The sequence below is a fragment of the Streptomyces sp. NPDC059010 genome, assembly GCF_042740355.1.
Taxonomy (GTDB): Bacteria; Actinomycetota; Actinomycetes; order Streptomycetales; family Streptomycetaceae; genus Streptomyces.
This window is the reverse complement of record NZ_JBHYJA010000021.1, coordinates 23,070-42,021: the sequence shown is the minus strand read 5'-3', so window position 1 is coordinate 42,021 and position 18,952 is coordinate 23,070. Positions and strand designations below refer to the sequence as shown.

The window sequence follows — 18,952 nt, the reverse complement described above, 5'->3', positions numbered from 1 at the left end:
CCTCTCCTTCCGGGAATTTCAGTTCGGCCCACGGGGGCGGGCCATCGTGCGTCACGGAAGGTTGATCACCAGGCGACGGGCAGTGAGCGCACCCCGTGCACCGTGCTCGTGGACAGGGCCAGCGACTCCGGCGGGGCCGTCATCCGCAGCGTCGGGAGCCTGCGGAACAGGGCGGACAGGCCGAGGCGGAGCTCGGTGCGGGCCAGCGACTGGCCGAGGCACTGGTGCAGGCCGTGGCCGAAGGCGAGGTGACCGGCCGCGTCACGGCGCACGTCCAGGGTGTCCGGGTCGGCATACGTCGACGGGTCGCGGTTGGCGGACTGCAACGCCACCACCACGCCCTCCCCGGCGCGGATCCGCACCCCGGACAGCTCGACGTCCTCCGTGGCGACCCGCCGTATCCCGGAGTGGATGACGGTCAGATGGCGCAGGAGTTCCTCCACCGCCCCGGGCCACAGGGAGTCGTCGGCGCGCAGTGCGTCGAGCTGGGCCGGGTTGTGGAGCAGGGCGATCACGGCGAGCGGGAACATGTTCGCCGTCGTCTCGTGGCCCGCCAGCAGAAGCAGCGAGACCATGCCCGTGGCCTCGTCGAGGGTGGCCTCGCCGGTCGCCACGCGCTCGGTGGCCAGCCGGGAGATCAGATCGTCGGCGGGCTCCTGCGCGCGCCGCTCGATGAGGGCGCGCAGATAGCCGTAGAGCGCCACACGGGCGGACATGGCCTCGGCCGGGTCGCCGGCGACGCTGGTGAGGGCGTTGGACTTCTCCCGGAAGAAGCCGTGGTCCTCGTAGGGGACGCCGAGCAACTCGCAGACGGCCAGGGTGGGCAGCGGCAGCGCGTACGCCGCGACCAGGTCCGCCTCCGTCGCGCCGCCGTCCGTCATCGCGTCCAGCAGGTCGTCGCAGATCCGCTGGACGGCGCCCTCCATCCGCTCGATGCGCCGGAAGGTGAAGTCGGGGATCAGCATGCGGCGCAGCCGGGTGTGGTCCGGCGGGTCCATCTGGTGGAAGAGGCCGGGCGCCTGCGGCGGCGCGCCGGGGCGGGTGTGAGGGAAGTTCGGGTGGTTGGCGTCCGCGCTGAAGCGGGGGTCCGCGAGGACCGTGCGGGCGTCCTCGTGACCGGTGACCAGCCAGGGGCTGTTGTCGCCCCAGATCGTCACCCGGCGGATCGGCTCCTCGGCCTGCCACTTGGCGTACTCGGGTGCCGGGTCCAGCAGGGGGCGGATGGTGGGGAGGGCCGGGTGGGTCGTCATATCGCCGTACCTTCTGTTCCTTCGGTTCCTTCGGTTCCTTCGGTTCCTTCCGGTCCTTCGTCGGTCAGGCCCGCGAGGTCCAGCAGCAGCGACTTGACCTCCGTGGCGGCGTACGCGTCCCTCGCCCCGTCCGGCTCCGAGCACAGCAGTACGGGGCCGTGGTCGGGGTCGGCGGGCAGCCGGCCGTGGCTGCCGCGGACGCCGGACGGGTCCAGCGGGACCGTCTTGAGGCGGTAACGGAAGCCGAGCTTCTTGCGGGCGACCTGGCCGACGGCGCGCAGCTTCACGGCCGGGACCGTCTCGTCGTAGAGCAATTCGGCGGGGTCGTAGCCGGGCTTGCGGTGGATCTCGACCTGGCGGGCGAAGTCGGGGGCGCGTGCGTCGTCCAGCCAGTAGTAGTACGTGAACCAGGCGTCCGGGTCGGCGAGTGCGACGAGTTCGCCGGAGCGTTCGTGGTCCAGGCCGTGCGCCGCCTTGCCGTCCGCGTCCAACACCCGCTCCACGCCGTCGAGTTCACCGACGAGCTTCGCGACGGCCTCGGTGTCGGCCGGGTCGCGGACGTACACATGGGCGACCTGGTGGTCGGCGACCGCGAAGGCGCGCGATGTCCACGGGTCGAGGTACTCCATGCCGTCCTGGGTGTACACCTCCAGCAGCCCGGCCCGGCGCAGGGCGCGGTTGATGTCGACGGGGCGGGAGACCGGGGTGATGCCGTACTCGCTGAGCGCCACGACGGTCGCGCCCTCGCGCCGGAAGTGGTCGAGCAACGGGCGCAGGGCGTCGTCCAGTTGGCGGGCCGCCCGGATGGTCGCGGCCGAGTCGGGGCCGGAGCGCTGGGGCTCGTAGTCCATCTGCGGGATGTAGACGAGGGTGAGGTCGGGGCGCTTCTCGTCGAAGATCTGGCGGGCGGCGCCCAGGATCCACTGGGTGGAGGGCATGCCCGCGTTGGGGCCCCAGTAGGTGAAGAGGGGGAACGGGCCGAGCCGGTCCACGAGTTCGTCGTGCAGGGCGGGCGGCCAGGTGTAGCAGTCGGGTTCCTTGGCGCCGTCGGAGTAGTAGATGGGGCGCGGGGTGACCGTCCAGTCGACGTCGGCGCCCATCGCGTACCACCAGCAGACGTTGGCGACCTTGTAGTCGGGGTCGGTCTTGCGGGCCGTCTCCCAGATCTTCTCGCCGCCGACGAGCGCGTTGTGCTGGCGCCACAGCATGACCTCACCGAGGTCGCGGAAGTACCAGCCGTTGGCGACGGCGCCGTGCGTGGACGGCGGCTCACCGGTGAGCAGGGTGGACTGGACGGTGCAGGTCACGGCGGGCAGCACGGTGTCGAGCCGGGCCTGGAAGCCGCGCTCGCCGAGGGCGGCCACGGCGGGCATGTGCTTGAGGAGCTTCGGGGTCAGGCCGACGATGTCGAGTACGACCACGCGGTTCATGAGGGGTCCTCCTTGAGGCCGAGACCGGTCAGCCGGTCACGGGCCCAGGCGAGTTCGGCGGCGATACCGCCGGGCAGGTCGGCGGGCGGTTCGGGCAGGACGGACCAGGTGTAGGTCTCGACCTCGATGTGTGCGCAGTGGGCCGAGGCCCCGCCGAGCAGCCCGGCGAGGACCTGGTCCAGCTGACCGGCGGTGGTACGCAGCGGGGGCTCGGGCTGTGTGTGCAGCGGGGCGTGGAAGTGGACGCGCCAGGGGCCGCCGTCGGCGGGCAGCCCACCGTCGAGGGCGTCGGGGAGGTCGTCGACCCCGAGGACACCACCGTCGGTCACCGTACGGGTCTGGTGCAGGAACCGGGGTTCGGCAAGCCGGTGCAGGGCCGCACGCGCGGCGGGATCACCGGGCCGCTCGGCCTCCACGGCACAGGACGCCTGGAGCTTGACCACGGGCAGCCCGGCCTCCGCGAGCCGCCGCAGCGCCTCGGCCGGTTCCTCGAACTGCACGGCGAGATGGCAGGCGTCGAGACAGATCCCGAGCCGGTCGGGATCCAGTCCGCCCAGTTCACGTACCGCCTGGGTGGTGGTCTCCACGACGCACCCGGGTTCCGGCTCGAAACCGACGCGGATACGGCGGCCCGTCCACGCTTCGAGGGCGGCGAGCCCGGCGGTCAGCCGGTCCAGGGCACGGCGGGCCTCCTCGGCGCAGGCGCGGTGCCACGGGGTACGCCAGGCGAGCGGCAGGGTGGAGACACTGCCGTGGCCGACGTCGTCCGGGAGGAGGGCGGCGAGGACCCGGGCGCAGTCCAGGGTGTACTTCAGCCGGGCCTCGTCGGCCCAGTCGGGCAGGTACACGTCCTTCTTGACGACCTCGCGGTGGAAGCCGGCGTACGGAAAGGCGTTGAGGGTGACGGTCTCCAGCCCGCGCGCCCGCAGCTCGGCCTTGAGGCGCTCCAACGCGCCCTCGTCGTCGGCGAGTTCGCTGACCACGGGCTGCGCCAGCCACAGCCCGATGCCGAGCCGGTCTACGCCGAGGCGCTCACGCACGGGCTCGGCGTGGTCGGCGAGCTGGGCGATCACGCCCTGGAGGTCCTCCGCCTGATGGACGTTGCTGCAGTAGCCGAGGTGGACGGTGGTGCCGTCGGGGTGCTGAAACCGCATGGCATGCTCACGCTCCCCCGCGCCGTATGGAGTTCCCCTGGAAGGTGGCCGCCTCGTCCGGCTTGGGCTCTTCCAGCTCAAGGCGTCCGCTCTGCCCGTAGAAGGCGACGGGATTGCGCCACAGCACCCGGTCGACGTCATCGTCGTCGAACCCGGCGGCGAGCATGGCGTCGGCGGTCTTCCGTGTCTTCAACGGATCGGAACGCCCCCAGTCAGCGGCGGAGTTGACGAGGACCCGCTCGGTCCCGTGCTCGCGGAGGATCTCGACCATCCGGTCCTCGCTCATCTTGGTCTTCGGGTAGATCGAGAACCCGGCCCAGCAGCCGCTGTCGAGGACCATGCCGACGGTGAGCTCGTTGAGGTGGTCGAGGACGACGAGCTCGGGGGCGATGCCCGACTCCCGTACGACATCGAGGGTGCGCCGGGTGCCGGTCGCCTTGTCGCGGTGCGGGGTGTGCACCAGGGCGGGCAGCTCGTGCTCGATCGCGAGCTGGAGCTGACGGGCGAGCGCCTCGTCCTCCTCCGGGGTCATCGAGTCGTAGCCGATCTCCCCGACGGCGACGACGCGGTCCTTGGCGAGATAGCGATCCAGTTCGTCCAGGACCGGGAGGCAGCGCGGGTCGTTCGCCTCCTTCGGGTTGAGCGCGATCGTGCAGAAGTGCTGGATGCCGAACTGGGCGGCCCGGTGCGGCTCCCAGCCCAGCAGCCCGTCGAAGTAGTCGTAGAAGCTCTCGGGCGAAGTCCGGGGCTGCCCCAGCCAGAAGGCGGGCTCCACGACGGCACGCACCCCGGCCGCGTACATCGCCTCGTAGTCGTCGGTCGTTCGGGAGGTCATGTGGATATGGGGGTCGAAGATGCGCACGGTCAGTCCTCTTCCTTGAGTACGTCCGCGACTACGTCCATGAGTGCGGGCTTGAGTTCGGCGCCGATGACGTCCGGAAAGGCACGGACGACGGGCCGGATGTCCTGGGGTACGGCCCGTCCCGCGACGATCCGCTCATGGGCGAAGTCGGCGAGCATACGGGCCAGTTCGCGGTCGGCCCGGGTGCCGAGGCCGGCGACGCGGTCGAGCGGGATCTCGCAGAAGACGCACTTCAGTACGGCCTGGCGGTACTCGGCGTCCGGTAGGTGGGCGGCGGCGTAGGGACCGAGGGCGGCCTCGATCAGGGTGGTGTCGTTGCCGCGCAGGGTCTCCCTGACGAGCGGCAGGGCGAGGTCGCCGAGGTCGAGCAGCGGCAGGGTACGGAGCACCGCACGCTGTTCGGCCGGGTCGCCATGCCGGTGCAGGCGGCCGACCTCGTCGGCGAGGGCCTCACCGCTCAGGGGCAGCGCGGTGAGCAGAACGGCCCGGGCGGCCTCGTCGACCGTCCAGTAATCGGTGAGCGGGCCGTGTCCGCAGCGCCTTCGGGCGGCGGGAAAGAGACGCCGTACGGCGGCGGGTTCGGCGGCGACCTGGGCGGCACTCTCGTCCAGCCAGGTGCGGGCCGTTGTGTCCAGTACGGCGGCCAGGCCAGGGCGGGGATCTGCCGGAGCCGGTTGAGACGCGGTCATCACAGCCATGGGGGAGCAACTTCCGGGGAGGTGGGAGGGGTTGGGCGAGGGGGGGAGGAAGGTGGGGCAGGTGGGGAAGGTGGGGGTGCCAGAACAGCCGCGCGGATGCGAAGGGCTGCGGCAGGTTTTACACGGCGGCCGCGGGGTTCCCCACGGCCTCGGGAGTCTCTACGGCAGTAGTGGTCTGGCCAGGCACAGCGGTCTGGACGGGCACAGCGGTCTGTGCGGCCGCCGTCCGCAGGAACTCGATCGAGCGGCGGGCGATGTCGGGCGCGTCGAGGGAGCCGCCCTGGATCTCGACGGAGACCAGACCGCGGTGCCCGAGCTGGCGCAGGGCGGCCAGCACGGGCGGGAAGTCGATCTCACCGGCGCCGAATTCGAGATGCTGGTGGACGCCGCGCCGCATGTCCTCGATCTGCACGTTGCGCAGCATCGGCGCCGCGAGACGCACGCAGTCGAGTACGGGACGCTCCTCCACGCAGTGCGCGTGACCGATGTCCAGGGTGATCCCGAACAGCTCATGCCCGCCGACCAGTCGGGCCAGCTCCAGACAGCGCTCGACGGTGTCGACAAACATGTACGGCTCCGGCTCGAAGGCGAGCGCCACCCCGTACTTCTCGGCCGTCTCCAGCACGGTCCGGACACCGGCCGCGAGCCGCTTCCACGCCTCCGCCTCCGGCAGTGCGCCCGGCGCCGGACCACTGCACAGATGGACGGTGGGCGAGCCGAGGTCGGCCGCGATGCGCAGGGCGCGGCGCAGCAGGTCGATCCTGAGCTCGGAGCCGTCCGACATCAGCGTGGGCAGATGCTTGCCCCAGGGGTCGAGGAAGTAGGGCGCGCCGGTCTCCACCGTGACGTCCAGACCATGCCGCCCGAGCTGCCGGGCGAGCGCGGTGACGCGCCGGGGCAGGTCGTCGGCGTACGGGTCGAGGTGGTTGTGGTCGAGGGTGAGCGCGACGCCGTCGTAGCCGAGGTCGGCGAGGACGCTCAGGACGTCGGACAGCCGATGGTGGGTGAAGCCATTGGTGCCGTAGCCGAACTTGAGGGGGGTGGGGGGAGGTCTCATGGTGCCGGTTCCTCACACGGAGGTGGGTGGGTCTCAGGTGGGCGATATGCGCCGGGCCAGCCGTCGCGCGAGGGGATGGACAACACCGAGCGCGGCGGCGACGGCAGGCGCCCCGCCCCGCGCGGTCAGCGCCGCCTGAAGCGGCAACAGCCCCAGAATCCCGGCCCCGACGGCCCGCCGCAGATTCTCCCCCGAGGGCTCCTGAACGGCGCGGACCTGGGCGGTGCCGTAGGTACCGAGGTAGGCGACGGCCGCGGCGGCGGTGACAGCGGGCCGGAACTTTTCGGCGACGGTTCCGACAGCGCCCTTCAGGGGCGCGGGGAACTGCGCGACCAGCCACGACGGCGCAGCTGACGGCCCACGGCCCTGCGCGGCACTTCCTGCGTCGGCTCGGACGAGGGGAACAGCCGTTGCAATCGCCGTCGCCGCCGACACGGCAAGGGTCGTGGCCGGAACCCGGGCTGGCGCGCCCGCGATCTCGTGCCGGCTGAGCGCCATCAAGGTGTAGGTGTGGATCCCGGTGAGCGCGGCAGGTGCGGCGGCGCGACGCAGCGCCTCCCCGGACGATGCGGCCCCCGGGCCGGGAACCACCGCTCCGGCCAGCACGTCCAGAACCCGCGCCCCCGCCATGGCGACTCCACCCGCCGGGGTGGACTTGAGTTTCAGGTCGTACGCCCAGACCGCTCCGGCCAGCGGCACCGCGGCGAACACACTGCGCCGACCGCCTGCGGCAGCCGCGAGACCCAGCCCCGCCACGGTCAGCCCCCCGGCCACAGCAAGAGCGGCGCGGCGCGGGACGCGCCCGGAAGGCACCGGCCGTTCGGGCCGCTCGACGGCGTCGACCGCCGCGTCGGCGTAGTCGTTGAGGGCCATGCCGGCCCAGTAGAGGCAGACGGAGGAACCGATCACTCCGAAGGTACGGGCGCCCAGCGGGCGTCCGGCTGCGGCCGCTCCCGCGATCACGTCACCGGGGACACTCAGCGCGGCCGGCGCCCTGACGAGCTGGGCGAGGTCGGCGAGGCGCACGGCAGACCGGGATCCGAGGCGAGCAACCGCTTTCCGATCTTTCATGCCCGCACCATACTTCGCGGCAGTTAAGCATTCAGGTACCTAGCACCTGACAAAACAAGTGACAAAGTAGACACGGTTTTTTCTTACCGCGAGGCCCGGACTGACGGTAAACATGGGTCGTTTGAGCAGCCTCACATGAGCTGTTTCACGGCTGCTGCTGCCGCAGCCGCCGCCACACCGCCTTAGCCGCGTTGTGCCCCGACATGCCGTGCACGCCCGGGCCGGGCGGGGTCGCCGACGAGCAGATGAAGACCGCCGGGTGCGGGGTGGAGTACGGGAAGAGCGACAGCTTGGGGCGCAGCAGGAGTTGGAGCCCGGAGGCCGCGCCGGAGGCGATGTCGCCGCCGACGTAGTTCGCGTTGCGGGCCGCGAGTTCGGCCGGTCCGGCCGTGGCGCGGGCGAGGACGCGGTCGCGGAACCCCGGGGCGAAGCGCTCCAGTTGGCGTTCGAGGACGTCCGTGAGGTCTCCGGTCCAGCCGTTGGGCACATGGCCGTACGCCCAGAAGACGTGCTTGCCCTCGGGCGCCCGGCCGGGGTCGACGACGCTGGGCTGCACCGTGATCATGAACGGCCTGTCGGGCGCCCGGCCCTCCCGGGACGCGGCATGCAGCGCGGCGCCGATCTCCGCGCTGTTCCCGGCGATCTGCACGGTGCCGGCCCGCCGGGCCTCCGGGGCGGTCCAGGGCACCGGGCCGTCCAGTGCGTAGTCGACCTTGAACGCGGCGGCGCCGTAGCGATAGCCCTCGTAGTACCGGCCGAATCCGGCGATGCGGGCCAGGGCGGTGGGCGAGGTGTCGAAGATGTACGCGCGCGCGGGCGGCAGGTCGTCGAGCCGCTTGACCTCGTAGTCGGTGTGGACGGCGCCGCCGAGGTCCTTCAGATACGCGGTGAGGGCGTCGGAGATGGACTGGGAGCCGCCGCGGGCCAGGGGCCAGCCGCGGGCGTGCGCGGCGAGGGCGAAGACCAGGCCGATGGCGCCGGTGGCGAAGCCGCCCAGCGGGGCCATGACGTGGCCGACGAGGCCGGAGAACAGGGTCTTGGCCGGCTCGTCGTGGAAGCGGCGTGTCAGCCAGGTCGACGGGGGCAGACCGGCGAGGCCGAAGCGGGCGAGGGTGACCGGGTCGCGCGGGAGCGCGGTCAGGGGCAGGGACATGAAGTCACGGGCCAGCGTGTCCCACTTCGGCAGGAACGGCTCGACCAGCCTGCGGTACGTCCCGGCGTCGCGCGGGCCGAAGGAGGCGGCGGTCTCGGCGACGGACCGGGACAGCACGGCGGCGCTGCCGTCGGTGAAGGGGTGTGCCATGGGCAGCTCGGCGTGCAGCCACTCCAGGCCGTAGCGGTCGAGCGGCATGGCGCGGAACGCGGGAGAGTTGATGCCGAGGGGGTGTGCGGCGGAGCACGGGTCGTGCCGGAAGCCGGGGAGGGTGAGTTCCTCGGTGCGGGCTCCGCCACCGACGGTGTCACGCGCCTCGAACACGGCCACGGAGAAGCCGCGGCGGGCCAGCTCCACGGCAGCGGTCAGTCCGTTCGGCCCCGCACCCACCACGACCGCATCGAGCATCGACGGCACCTTCGGACTCCTTCGTCAGCCGATGGCCTTGAAGGATCAGGATATGCCCGGGCACTGACACAGGAGAGGTGCGGCCTGCGTCGCCTAGTGCCGCAGCAGTCCCGCCACCCGTCGGGCCGTGGCGGCGTCCCGCGCCGCCGTGAACGGAAGTGCGTTGCCCCCGGTGATACGGAACGGCTCCCCCGTGTGGGTCAGGTGTGCGCCGCCCGCCTCCTCGACCAGGAGGATGCCCGCCGCGTGATCCCAGGCGGCCTCCCAGGAGAACGCTGTCGCGTCCAACTCGCCCCGGGCGACGGCGAGATACTCCAGGCCCGCCGAGCCGCACGCGCGCGGTGCGACGCCGTCGGTCCACAGTCCGCGCAGGGCGAGCTTCTGGTCGTCGGTCGTGTAGTCCGGGTGGGACGTGGCGACTTCGAGGTCCCGGCCGGCCTCCGGCGCGCCCGCGTGCAGGCGTTCGCCGTCGAGGAAGGCGCCCTGGCCCCGGATCGCCGTGGCCAGTTGATCGCGGGCGGCGGCGTAGGTCCAGGAGGCGAGCACCACGCCGCGCTGTGCGAGGGCGACCAGGGTGCAGAAGCCGTCGTCGCCGTGCACGAACTGGCGGGTGCCGTCGACGGGGTCGACGATCCAGACCGGGGCGTCGCCCCGTATCGCGTCGTAGGTCGCCGGGCTGGCGTGGACCGCCTCCTCACCGACCACGACCGAGCCGGGCAGGAGGGCGCCGAGCGTCTCGGTGAGGTACAGCTCGGCGAGCCGGTCGGCGTCGGTCACCAGGTCGTGCGGTCCGCTCTTCTGGTCGACCTCGTGCAGGTCGAGCTGCCGGAAGCGCGGCATGATCTCGGCCGCGGCCGCCTTGCGGACGGCTTCCTCCACGTCGGCCGAGTGCTGTGCGAGAAACGAGTGCAGTGCGAGAAACTCGTCGTTGGTTTCGTTGTATTCGATCACGTGTCAATGAGAACACGCCCCACTGACAATCCCTGCCCGCCGGGTGGCCGCCGGATGGCATCGGCGTGAACATGAGGGGCGCGAACCAGCAGGTCAGGGCGTTGCAGCCGATACTCGACCGCAGTCTGCAAGCGCTCAGCCCCGAGCCCGGCCCCCTCGGTCCTCAGCGCCCGACCGCGTATCCCTGCATCCCCCGCGGGTTCGCCGCCGCCGACAGGACACCGGTCTCCGGGTCCCGCGCGACCGCGCACAGCCGTCCCTCCGACCAGTCGTCACCGACGGTCACCTCATGACCACGCCGCCGCAGCTCCTCCACCACCTCCGCGTCCGTCCGGGCCTCGACGGTGACACTGCCCGGCCGCATCCCGCGCGGGTAGAAGGAGCCCGGGAAGCTGTCGTTGTGCCAGTTCGGGGCGTCGATCGCGCCCTGGAGGTCGAGGCCGCCGCGGACCCGGTCGCGCAGCGCCACGGCCAGGAAGAAGTGCAGCTGCCACTGGTCCTGCTGGTCACCGCCGGGCGTGCCGAAGGCCAGCACGGGCACGCCGTCGCGCAGGGCGATGGAGGGCGTGAGCGTGGTGCGGGGGCGGCGGCCGGGGGCCAGGGAGTTCGGCAGGCCCTCCTCCAGCCAGGTCATCTGCAGCCGCGTGCCGAGCGGGAAGCCCAGTTCGGGCACGACGGGGTTGGACTGGAGCCAGCCGCCGCTGGGGGTGGCCGCGACCATGTTGCCCCAGCGGTCGACGACGTCGAGGTGGCAGGTGTCGCCGCGGGTGCCGCCGTCGGCGCAGACGTCGGGCTCGCCCGGCACCGGCGAGGACGGGCGCTTGGCGACCGTCGGCTCCCCGGCGCCCAGCGCGTCGAAGCCGGGCTCGCCGACGGCGGCCACGCGCGCGTGGGCGCACATTCGCGGGGCACGGCCGCCCGGGTTGCCCGGCCGCAGCTCGTGGGAGGCCTTCTCGCCGACCAGCTCCCGACGGGCCGCGTTGTACTCGTCGGACAGCAGCTCGGCGAGCGGCACCTCGGCCGCGTCGCCGTACCAGGCCTCCCGGTCGGCCATGGCCAGCTTGCAGCCCTCGATCAGCAGATGGACGTACTCGGCGGACCCGTACCGGGGCAGCTCGGGCGGGAGCAGCGCCAGCTGCTGGAGGAGGACGGGGCCCTGACTCCAGGGGCCGGCCTTGCACAGGGTCCAGCCGTTCCAGTCGTACGTCGCCGGCGCCTCGTAGGTCGCGGACCAGCCGGCGAGGTCGGCGGCCGTGAGCGTGCCGGAGTGCCGCTCGCCGCTGGTGTCCATGGTGCGCCGCTGAGCCTGCCGCACGAGCGCCTCGGCGATGAATCCCGTACGCCACACCTCCCGCGCCGCCTCGATCTGCGCGATCCGGTCCCCGGCCCCGGCGACCTCGTCGAGCAGTCGCTTCCAGGTGGCGGCGAGGGCGGGATTGCGCAGCAGCTCGCCTGGCCGGGGTGCCTTGCCTCCCGGCAGATACACCTCCGCCGACGAGGGCCACTCCGTCTCGAACAGCTCCCGCACGGTCTCCACGGTCTCGCCGACGCGCTCCACGGGCGCGTGCCCGTGTTCGGCGTACTCGATGGCGTACCGCAGCACCTCGGCGGGCGTACGGGTGCCGTGGTCCCGCAGCAGCACCATCCAGGCGTCGAAGGCACCGGGCACGGCGGCGGCGAGCGGGCCGGTGCCGGGGACGAGGTCCAGGCCGAGTGCCCTGTAGTGCGCGACCGTCGCCCCGGCCGGTGCGACGCCCTGTCCGCACAGCACCCGCACCTCACCGCCGGCGGGCGCGAGCAGAATCGGCACCTCGCCTGCGGGCCCGTTGAGGTGCGGCTCGACGACATGCAGCACGAAGGCGCCCGCCACGGCCGCGTCGTAGGCATTGCCACCACCCTCCAGCACCGCCATCGCCGACTGCGAGGCCAGCCAGTGGGTGGAGGACACCATGCCGAAGGTGCCCTGGAGGGTGGGTCGGGTGGTGAACATGGGGCCTTCGACCTCGCTGTCTACGGTTCCGGGGTGCCTGGACCAGTCTCGGTCGGGAAGACCTCACCCGGGTAGACACCGGTCAACATGTTGTCCATCGCGTCGACGCCCCGCTGGCTAGTCTTCGGGTGTGACCACCGAGTTGGCCTTGCTGTCCAGAGTCGCCTGCCGTGGGCGGGAGATCACCGCGCCCCGGCTGCGCGGGCTGTTGGCGTTGCTCGCCGAGGAACTGCGCACCGGCTGCAGCACGGGCCGGCTGGTGGAGGGGCTGTGGCGGGAGGAGCTGCCGGAGCGGCCGGCCAAGGCGGTGCAGATCCTGGTGTCGCGGCTCAGGACGCAACTGGGTGCCGATCTGATCGTGAGCACGCCGACGGGCTACCGCATCGCGCTCGACGAGGCACAGGTCGACAGCTCCGCGCTGCTGCTGTACCAGGCGGCGAGCGCCGACCGCGCGAGGGCGGGCGATCACGAAGGCGCCTTGGCACAGGCCGAGGCGGGCCTGGTGCTGTGGGACGGGAGCGCGGGCGCCGGCACGGGCGAGGACCTGCATGATCCGGTGGTCGCGCTGCGCGTCGGCCGGGTCCGGGCGTTCCGTTCGCTGGTCCGGTCGCGGGCGCTCGCGCTCGCCCGGCTGGGGCGGCGCGAGGAGGCCGTGGCGCCGCTGGCCGAGCTGGCCCGCGAACTGCCGCACGACGAGGAGGTACTGGCGCAGCTGCTGCGTTGCGAGGCCGTGGCCGCGGGCCGGGCTGCCGCGCTGACCCGCTATGACGCCTACCGCCGTCGGCTCCGCGATGAGCTGGGCACCGATCCGGGCGCCGAACTCAGGGCCGCGTACCAGGAGTTGCTGAGCGTGGATGTCGCGCCGGTCCGTCACGGCGTGCCGCACGAGCCGAACCAGCTGCTGGGCCGGGACGCCGACATCGCCGCCGTCGCGGGGCTGCTGCGCGAGGTCCGGGTGGTCAGCGTCATCGGTCCTGGCGGGCTGGGAAAGACCCGCCTCGCTCATGCGGTGAGCCGCGCGGCCGAGCAGCCGGTGGTCCACTTCGTCACCCTGGCCGGCGTCATCGCCGACGACGACGTGGCCGACGAGGTGGCCTCGGCCGTCGGCGCCGGGGAAGGGCGGCAGTTCGCCGGCGCCGCGGACGCGGCGTCCCGCGTCGTCACCGCGCTGGGTTCGGGGCCCGTCCTGCTGGTGCTGGACAACTGCGAGCACGTGATCCGCGGCGCGGCCGATCTCGTACAGGCACTGGTGTCGCGGTCGAAGGGACTGCGGGTCCTGGCCACCAGCCGGGCGCCATTGGGGCTGACCTCGGAGTCCGTGTACGCGCTGCCGGAGCTGTCCCCGGCGACGTCGGCCGAACTCTTCGGGCAGCGCGCGCGGGCCGCCCGGCCCGGCGTGGAACTGCCCGCAGACCAGGTGGCCGAGATCTGCCGCCACCTGGACGGGCTGCCACTGGCCGTGGAACTCGCCGCGGCCCGGGTGCGGGTGCTGTCCGTGGCCGACATCTCCCGCCGGCTCCAGAACCGCTTCACCCTGCTGCGCGGCGGTGCCCGCGATGCTCCCGAACGGCATCGCACACTGCGGGCCGTGGTCGAGTGGAGCTGGAATCTGCTGGAGCCCGACGGCAGGACGGCCATGCGGGCCCTGTCGGTGTTCCCGGGCGGCTTCACCGAAGACGCGGCGCAGTATGTGCTCGGCGAGGCAGGGGATGCGCTGGGCCTGCTGGAGCAGTTGGCCGGCCAGTCCCTGATCAAGGTGGACGACAGCCCTTCCGGGGTGCGCTTCCGCATGCTGGAGACGCTGCGGGAGTTCAGCGCCGACCGGCGGTCGGAAGCGGGCGAGGAGGAGGTGGTGACCGACCGTTTCCTGTCCTGGGCCCGGGATTTCGGCCGAGCCCACCATGATGTGCTGTTCCGCGGCGACGCGATGCCCTCCTGGAACCGCATCCGGGCCGAGCAGGACAACCTCGTCCTGGCACTGCGCCACGCGCTGACCCGTGCCGACGGACCCACCACCGCCGCCGTCACCGCCGTGCTGTCGTCGTTGTGGGCCACCGGCAGCGACTACGCCCGCCTCGCCGCCCTCGCCACCGAGACCGGCGGGCCGCTGTCTCATTTCCTCCCCGGCCCCGAGAACCCCGAGGACGTGGAGCCGGCCCGCAGCGCGGCGACCGTGTGCGCCGCCAGCCTCTTCATGGGCCTCGGCCCGCACGCCGTACGCCAGCTGGTCACGCTGCGCCGGCTGCCGCCCGCCCCGCCGGACACCCTGATGCGGGCGATGGCCGTCGTGCTGTGTGCCGTCCCGGACATCCGGCCGCCGGAGTACGCGCGACTGCAGGAGCTCTGCGCCGCCGACGAGCCCATGCTGGCGGGCATGGCGGCCGGGGTCGCCAGCTACGTATGGGAATCCGAGCACCAGACGGAGCGCGCCCTGCAGTGTGCCCGGCAGATGCTCGACGCGCTGGCGCCGCTCGCCAATCCGGCCGTCCAACTGCTCACCCACGGACGGATCAGCGAGCTGTGCCTGCAGTCCGAGCGGGGCGCGGAGGCGTACGACCACCTGCGGGCCGCGCTGGACGCACTCGGCGGGTTCGGTGACTGGCTGGACTCCGGCGGCGTCCGCTGGGGGCTGCTCCTTGCCTGCCTGCAGCGCGGGGAGATCGAGGAGGCGGAGTACTGGCTGGGGCTCGCCGCGCTGGACCGGCGGCCCGAGGACGCCGAGGCCTTCACTTCCGATCTGCCGGCCCGGGCGGAGATAGCGCTGGCCCGGGGACTGACGGAGGTCGGGCTCGGGTTGTGGCGCCAGGCCGTGGAGCGGATGCGGGAGGGCAGCCTGCGCCATGCAGGCGATCCGTTCGTGAACACGTGGCTGCTCCGGATGGAGTCGGCGGCGGTCGCCGCGCACGCCCAGCACGGCCGACTGGAGCCGGTGGCCGAGCTGTCCGAGCGACTGCGGGAGCGGCTGCGGGAGATGCTGTCGTCCGGCTCTTCCGGCTCCCCCGGCTCCCCCGGTGACGGGGCTCCGGTGGAGCTGCCGGTGTACGGAACGGTCCTGCTCGCCCTCGGCTTCGCCGGGCTCGCCCGGGGCGATACGTCGGCCGTGCGGCTGGTGGCGCTGGCGGAACGGATGCCGGTGGTGCGGGAGTTCCCCACCTTCTCCTCGGTCCGGTCCCGGCAGGCGGCCGAGCAGGCCGACAGGGCGGCGTACGCCGACGCGGGGTCGAGGTACGCCGCCCTGGGGCGGGACGAGCTGCGGGCAGCGGCCCTGCGGGAGCTCAACTCCGGGGCTCACGGTTGAACTGGGCCTTGGACCACCAGTAGCCCAGCAGGGTCAGGCCCAGGCACCAGGTGAGGGTGAGGAGGGCGTTCTTCGTGCCGATCTCGCTGCCCATCAACAGCCCCCGCAGAGTCTCGATGGCGGGCGAGAAGGGCTGGTACTCGGCGAACCAGCGGAACCAGCCCGGCATGGCGTCCACCGGCACGAACGCGCTGCCCAGGAGCGGCAGGATCATCAGGGGCTGAGCGGCGTTGCTGGCCCCCTCGGCGTTGGGGGACGCCAGGCCCATGCCGGCCGCGAGCCAGATCAGCGCCGTGCTGAACAGCGTCAGCAGGCCCGCCGCCGCGAGCCACTCCAGCGGCGACGCGTCGGGCCGGAAGCCGATGGCCAGGCCGACGCCCAGCACCACGGCCAGGGCCATCAGCGACTGGATCACGCTGCCGGCCACGTGGCCGATCAGCACGGAGGCGCGGGAGATCGCCAGGGTGCGGAACCGGGCCATGATGCCCTCGGTCATGTCCATGGCCACGGAGACCGCGGTGCCGATCGCGATGCCGCCGATGGTCATGAAGAGGATGCCGGGCACCACGTAGGCGATGTAGTCGGCGCGGTCCGCGGTGCCGCCGTTCATGCCGGCACTCATCACGTCGCCGAAGACGTACACGAAGAGCAGCAGCAGGATGACCGGGCTGAGGAGGAGGTTGAGGGTGAGGGAGGGGTAGCGGCGGGCGTGCAGGAGGTTGCGCCGCAGCATGGTGAGGTTGTCGCGGAAGGCATGGGTGACGGCGCTCATCGGACGGTCTCCTTGGGGGTGGTCTGCGGGGACGGGGCGGGTACGGGGCTGCCGGTCAGGGCGAAGAAGACGTCGTCGAGGTCGGGGGTGTGCACGGACAGCTCGTCGGCCTCGATTCCCGCGGCGTCGAGCCAGTCGAGGATGGCGCGCAGCTCGCGCTGGCTTCCGCCGCTCGGGATCTGCAGCGACAGCGACTCGTCGTCCCGCGTCGTCTCGCGCAGTGCGGTCGCCGCCCGTTCGTACGCCACCGGGTCGGAGAACCGCAGCCGCACATGGCCGCCGGGGACGAGCCGCTTGAGCTCCTCGGCACTGCCCTGGGCGACGAGCTTGCCGTCGTTGAGCACCGCGATGCGGTCGGCCAGTTCGTCGGCCTCCTCCAGGTACTGGGTGGTGAGGAAGACGGTGACGCCGCCCGTGACCAGCTCGCGGATGATCTGCCACATGTTGTGCCGGGAGCGCGGGTCCAGACCGGTGGTCGGTTCGTCGAGGAAGATGATCCGCGGACTGCCGACCAGCGTCATGGCGATGTCCAGGCGGCGCTTCATACCGCCCGAGTAGGTGGAGGCTGGCTTCTTCGCGGCCTCCACCAGGTCGAAACGCTCCAGCAGTTCGGCGGTGACCTGCCGTCCCTCCCGCTTGGAGAGGTGGTGCAGGTCGGCCATCAGCCACATGTTCTCCTCGCCGGTGATCAGACCGTCGACGGCGGAGAACTGACCCGTGACACCGATGGCGGCCCGTACCGCCTGGGCCTCGGCGGTGAGGTCGTGCCCGGCGATCCGGGCCTGTCCGCCGTCCGCGGAGATCAGGGTGGACAGGATGTTGACGGCCGTGGTCTTGCCCGCGCCGTTCGGACCGAGCAGGGAGAAGACCGTGCCGGTCGGCACGCGGATGTCGATGCCGTCGAGGACGGTCTTGTCCCCGTAGGCCTTGCGCAACCCGGTGGCCGCGATCGCGAGTTCGTGGTTCGTCGTCATGCCGCAGAGCTTGTGGCCGCGGCGGTTCAGATCGGCCTCAACTCGGTTTCAGTGCGCCGAAAACCCAGGTGGGGACGCGTCCGGGCTGCGCGGAGCCACCAGACCCGACTCATAGGCGAACACGACGAGCTGGGCCCGGTCCCGGGCCCCCAGCTTCGTCATCGCCCTGCTGATGTGCGTCTTCGCCGTGAAGGGGCTGATCACCATGTGCTCGGCGATCTCCTCGTTCGTCAGCCCCCGTGCCGCCAGGGCCGTCACCTCCCGTTCGCGGCGGGTCAGGCACTCCAGGCCGGGCGCGGTGGCCCGGTCGGGCGGCCTCGACACGAACTCGCCGATCAGGGTGCGGGTCACCGACGGGGAGAGCAGCGCCTCCCCGCGTGCCACCACCTCGATCGCCTGGAGCAGGTCGGCCGGTTCGGTGTCCTTGAGAAGGAAGCCGCTCGCGCCCGCGCGCAGGGCCTCGAAGACGTACTCGTCGTGGCCGTAGTTCGTCAGGATCACCACACGGACCGCCGCCAGCGCCGGGTCCGCGGCGATTCTGCGCGTCGCCTCGATGCCCGTCATCACCGGCATCTGCACGTCGACCAGCGCGATGTCGGGGATGTGGGCGCGGATCAGCTCCAGGCCCCGCTCACCGTCCGCCGCCTCGCCGACCACCTCGATGCCGTCCTCGGCGTCCAGCAGGGCCCGGAAGCCCGCCCGCATCAGCGCCTGGTCGTCGACGAGCGCCACCCTGATCACGTCGCCCGTCATCCCGTCTCCCCCAGTGGCAGCCGCGCCCGCACCGCGAACCCGCCCTCCGCGCGCGGGGCGGCGTCCAGGGTGCCGCCGAGGGCCGTGACGCGTTCGCGCATGCCGGTCAGACCGATGCCGGGGGTGGGCGGACTGGACGGGTCGGCGCTGCCGTCGTCCTCGACCTGGATCGTCAAGTCGCCCTCACCATAAGCCAGTTGGACTCCCACCTTCGCCGGGCCCGCGTGCCGTGCCGCGTTGGTCAGGGCCTCCTGGACGATGCGGTACATCGCCCGGTCGACCGTCGCCGCGAGCGGCCGCTCCTCCCCCGTCACCGTCAGCTCGACCGCGAGCCCGGCCGCCCGGGCCCGCTCCACGAGCAGGGCGGGGGTACCGGTCGGCTCGTCCGTGCGCAGGACCTCCAGGGTGGCGCGCAGCTCGCGCATCGCCTCACCGCTCGCCTCCTGGATGGCGAGCAGCGCGGGCGGTATCTCCTCGCCGCGTTTGCGGGCCAGGTGTACGGCGACGCCCGCCTGGAGCTTGACGATCGAGATGCTGTGGGTGAGCGAGTCGTGCAACTCACGGGCTATGCGCAGGCGTTCCTCACCCGCTCTGCGCAACGCCGCCTCCTCCCGGGTGCGTTCGGCCTCCAGCGCGCGCTGCTCGGTCTGGCGCAGATAGGCCTGCCAGTTGCTGTCGGCCAGCCCCGTCACCACCGCACACAGGAACCAGCCCGCCAGGAGTAGTGCCTCGCGCGCCACCTCCGCGCTCGCCGAGCCCGCCGCCACGTATCCGCCGAGGAAGACGGCGGCGGCAGCGGCGGCCGTGCCCCGGTGCCCGGTCCGTCCCGCCGTGTGCACCGCACCCACGACGGGCAGGACCATGATGGCCGCGGGTCCGGCGTGGACGACCTCGGCGAGCAGACAGCCGGTGGTGATCGCGAGCACCACGCGCGGGGCGCTGCGGTGTGCGGCGAGGGCCAGTGAACCGACCGCGATCAGCGCCAGGTCGAGGAGTCCGGCACGGCCGTCCGCCACGGCGACAAGCAGGGTGATGGCGCCGACCACGACCGCGAGGGCCGCGTCGGCGAACCGCTCGCGTGTGATGCGTTGCCCGCCCATGCCCGCACACTAGACCGCGCCACCGACAGCG

At 72.4% G+C, this 18,952-nt stretch carries 15 protein-coding genes; 1 reads left to right on the top strand and 14 read right to left on the bottom strand.

Features of this window, described 5'->3' with window-relative positions; all coding sequences use genetic code 11:
* Positions 1-65: 65 nt before the first annotated feature.
* The 10 genes from ACFWYS_RS23395 to ACFWYS_RS23350 all read right to left on the bottom strand — a co-directional run bounded on the left by ACFWYS_RS23395 (position 66) and on the right by ACFWYS_RS23350 (position 12,024).
* Positions 66-1,250 carry a cytochrome P450 gene (locus tag ACFWYS_RS23395; RefSeq protein ID WP_384772178.1) on the bottom strand — a complete coding sequence of 395 codons (1,185 nt, stop codon included), beginning with the start codon at positions 1,248-1,250 and terminating at the stop codon, positions 66-68.
* Complete coding sequence (locus ACFWYS_RS23390) at positions 1,247-2,680, bottom strand: alkaline phosphatase family protein (protein WP_384772175.1); 1,434 nt, start codon at positions 2,678-2,680, stop codon at positions 1,247-1,249. The genes ACFWYS_RS23395 and ACFWYS_RS23390 overlap by 4 nt, the downstream gene beginning before the upstream one ends.
* Positions 2,677-3,834: a metabolite traffic protein EboE gene (gene eboE / locus ACFWYS_RS23385; RefSeq protein ID WP_384772173.1), complete on the bottom strand. Its 1,158-nt coding sequence runs from the start codon at positions 3,832-3,834 to the stop codon at positions 2,677-2,679. Before eboE ends, ACFWYS_RS23390 begins: the two co-directional genes overlap by 4 nt.
* A 7-nt stretch (positions 3,835-3,841) precedes the next feature.
* A complete protein-coding gene (locus ACFWYS_RS23380) occupies positions 3,842-4,696 on the bottom strand; it encodes a TatD family hydrolase (RefSeq protein WP_272113273.1) in 855 nt (284 codons plus the stop codon).
* A 2-nt stretch (positions 4,697-4,698) separates the two neighbouring features.
* Entirely contained in the window at positions 4,699-5,385 is a 687-nt protein-coding gene (locus ACFWYS_RS23375; RefSeq protein ID WP_384772170.1) for an EboA domain-containing protein, read from the bottom strand.
* A gap of 127 nt (positions 5,386-5,512) precedes the next feature.
* A complete protein-coding gene (locus ACFWYS_RS23370) occupies positions 5,513-6,451 on the bottom strand; it encodes a sugar phosphate isomerase/epimerase family protein (protein ID WP_384772168.1) in 939 nt (312 codons plus the stop codon).
* Positions 6,452-6,484: 33 nt separating this feature from the next.
* Complete coding sequence (locus ACFWYS_RS23365) at positions 6,485-7,522, bottom strand: SCO3242 family prenyltransferase (RefSeq protein ID WP_384772165.1); 1,038 nt, start codon at positions 7,520-7,522, stop codon at positions 6,485-6,487.
* Positions 7,523-7,667: 145 nt separating this feature from the next.
* A complete protein-coding gene (locus tag ACFWYS_RS23360; protein WP_384772428.1) occupies positions 7,668-9,083 on the bottom strand; it encodes a phytoene desaturase family protein in 1,416 nt (471 codons plus the stop codon).
* A 93-nt stretch (positions 9,084-9,176) separates the two neighbouring features.
* Positions 9,177-10,034 (bottom strand): inositol monophosphatase family protein, encoded by an 858-nt coding sequence (locus tag ACFWYS_RS23355; RefSeq protein WP_384772162.1) that lies wholly within the window; start codon positions 10,032-10,034, stop codon positions 9,177-9,179.
* 163 nt (positions 10,035-10,197) lie between these two features.
* Positions 10,198-12,024, bottom strand: coding sequence for a gamma-glutamyltransferase family protein (locus ACFWYS_RS23350; protein WP_384772160.1), 1,827 nt, complete (start codon positions 12,022-12,024; stop codon positions 10,198-10,200).
* A gap of 130 nt (positions 12,025-12,154) precedes the next feature.
* Between ACFWYS_RS23350 and ACFWYS_RS23345 the strand changes: the two genes are divergently transcribed.
* Positions 12,155-15,322 carry an ATP-binding protein gene (locus ACFWYS_RS23345; protein ID WP_384772157.1) on the top strand — a complete coding sequence of 1,056 codons (3,168 nt, stop codon included), beginning with the start codon at positions 12,155-12,157 and terminating at the stop codon, positions 15,320-15,322.
* Here the strand turns inward: ACFWYS_RS23345 and ACFWYS_RS23340 are convergent.
* From ACFWYS_RS23340 to ACFWYS_RS23325, 4 genes are read right to left on the bottom strand one after another with little or no spacing between them, the layout of a single operon-like run.
* Positions 15,300-16,094, bottom strand: coding sequence for an ABC transporter permease (locus ACFWYS_RS23340; protein ID WP_384772156.1), 795 nt, complete (start codon positions 16,092-16,094; stop codon positions 15,300-15,302). The two genes, ACFWYS_RS23345 and ACFWYS_RS23340, sit on opposite strands and share 23 nt — an antisense overlap.
* On the bottom strand, positions 16,091-17,068 hold the full coding sequence (locus tag ACFWYS_RS23335) for an ATP-binding cassette domain-containing protein (RefSeq protein WP_384772154.1): 978 nt from the start codon (positions 17,066-17,068) through the stop codon (positions 16,091-16,093). Before ACFWYS_RS23335 ends, ACFWYS_RS23340 begins: the two co-directional genes overlap by 4 nt.
* A 48-nt stretch (positions 17,069-17,116) precedes the next feature.
* Positions 17,117-17,821: a response regulator gene (locus ACFWYS_RS23330; RefSeq protein ID WP_384772151.1), complete on the bottom strand. Its 705-nt coding sequence runs from the start codon at positions 17,819-17,821 to the stop codon at positions 17,117-17,119.
* Positions 17,818-18,921 carry a sensor histidine kinase gene (locus ACFWYS_RS23325; protein WP_384772148.1) on the bottom strand — a complete coding sequence of 368 codons (1,104 nt, stop codon included), beginning with the start codon at positions 18,919-18,921 and terminating at the stop codon, positions 17,818-17,820. The genes ACFWYS_RS23330 and ACFWYS_RS23325 overlap by 4 nt, the downstream gene beginning before the upstream one ends.
* Positions 18,922-18,952: the final 31 nt, after the last annotated feature.

What these genes read in the sequence shown, in the direction of transcription:
- ACFWYS_RS23395 (WP_384772178.1), bottom strand. Translation starts at nt 1,250, where the DNA reads ATGACGACCCACCCGGCCCTCCCCACCATCCGCCCCCTGCTGGACCCG.
- ACFWYS_RS23390 (WP_384772175.1), bottom strand. Translation starts at nt 2,680, where the DNA reads ATGAACCGCGTGGTCGTACTCGACATCGTCGGCCTGACCCCGAAGCTC.
- eboE (WP_384772173.1), bottom strand. Translation starts at nt 3,834, where the DNA reads ATGCGGTTTCAGCACCCCGACGGCACCACCGTCCACCTCGGCTACTGC.
- ACFWYS_RS23375 (WP_384772170.1), bottom strand. Translation starts at nt 5,385, where the DNA reads ATGACCGCGTCTCAACCGGCTCCGGCAGATCCCCGCCCTGGCCTGGCC.
- ACFWYS_RS23370 (WP_384772168.1), bottom strand. Translation starts at nt 6,451, where the DNA reads ATGAGACCTCCCCCCACCCCCCTCAAGTTCGGCTACGGCACCAATGGC.
- ACFWYS_RS23365 (WP_384772165.1), bottom strand. Translation starts at nt 7,522, where the DNA reads ATGAAAGATCGGAAAGCGGTTGCTCGCCTCGGATCCCGGTCTGCCGTG.
- ACFWYS_RS23360 (WP_384772428.1), bottom strand. Translation starts at nt 9,083, where the DNA reads ATGCTCGATGCGGTCGTGGTGGGTGCGGGGCCGAACGGACTGACCGCT.
- ACFWYS_RS23350 (WP_384772160.1), bottom strand. Translation starts at nt 12,024, where the DNA reads ATGTTCACCACCCGACCCACCCTCCAGGGCACCTTCGGCATGGTGTCC.
- ACFWYS_RS23340 (WP_384772156.1), bottom strand. Translation starts at nt 16,094, where the DNA reads ATGAGCGCCGTCACCCATGCCTTCCGCGACAACCTCACCATGCTGCGG.
- ACFWYS_RS23335 (WP_384772154.1), bottom strand. Translation starts at nt 17,068, where the DNA reads ATGACGACGAACCACGAACTCGCGATCGCGGCCACCGGGTTGCGCAAG.
- ACFWYS_RS23330 (WP_384772151.1), bottom strand. Translation starts at nt 17,821, where the DNA reads ATGACGGGCGACGTGATCAGGGTGGCGCTCGTCGACGACCAGGCGCTG.
- ACFWYS_RS23325 (WP_384772148.1), bottom strand. Translation starts at nt 18,921, where the DNA reads ATGGGCGGGCAACGCATCACACGCGAGCGGTTCGCCGACGCGGCCCTC.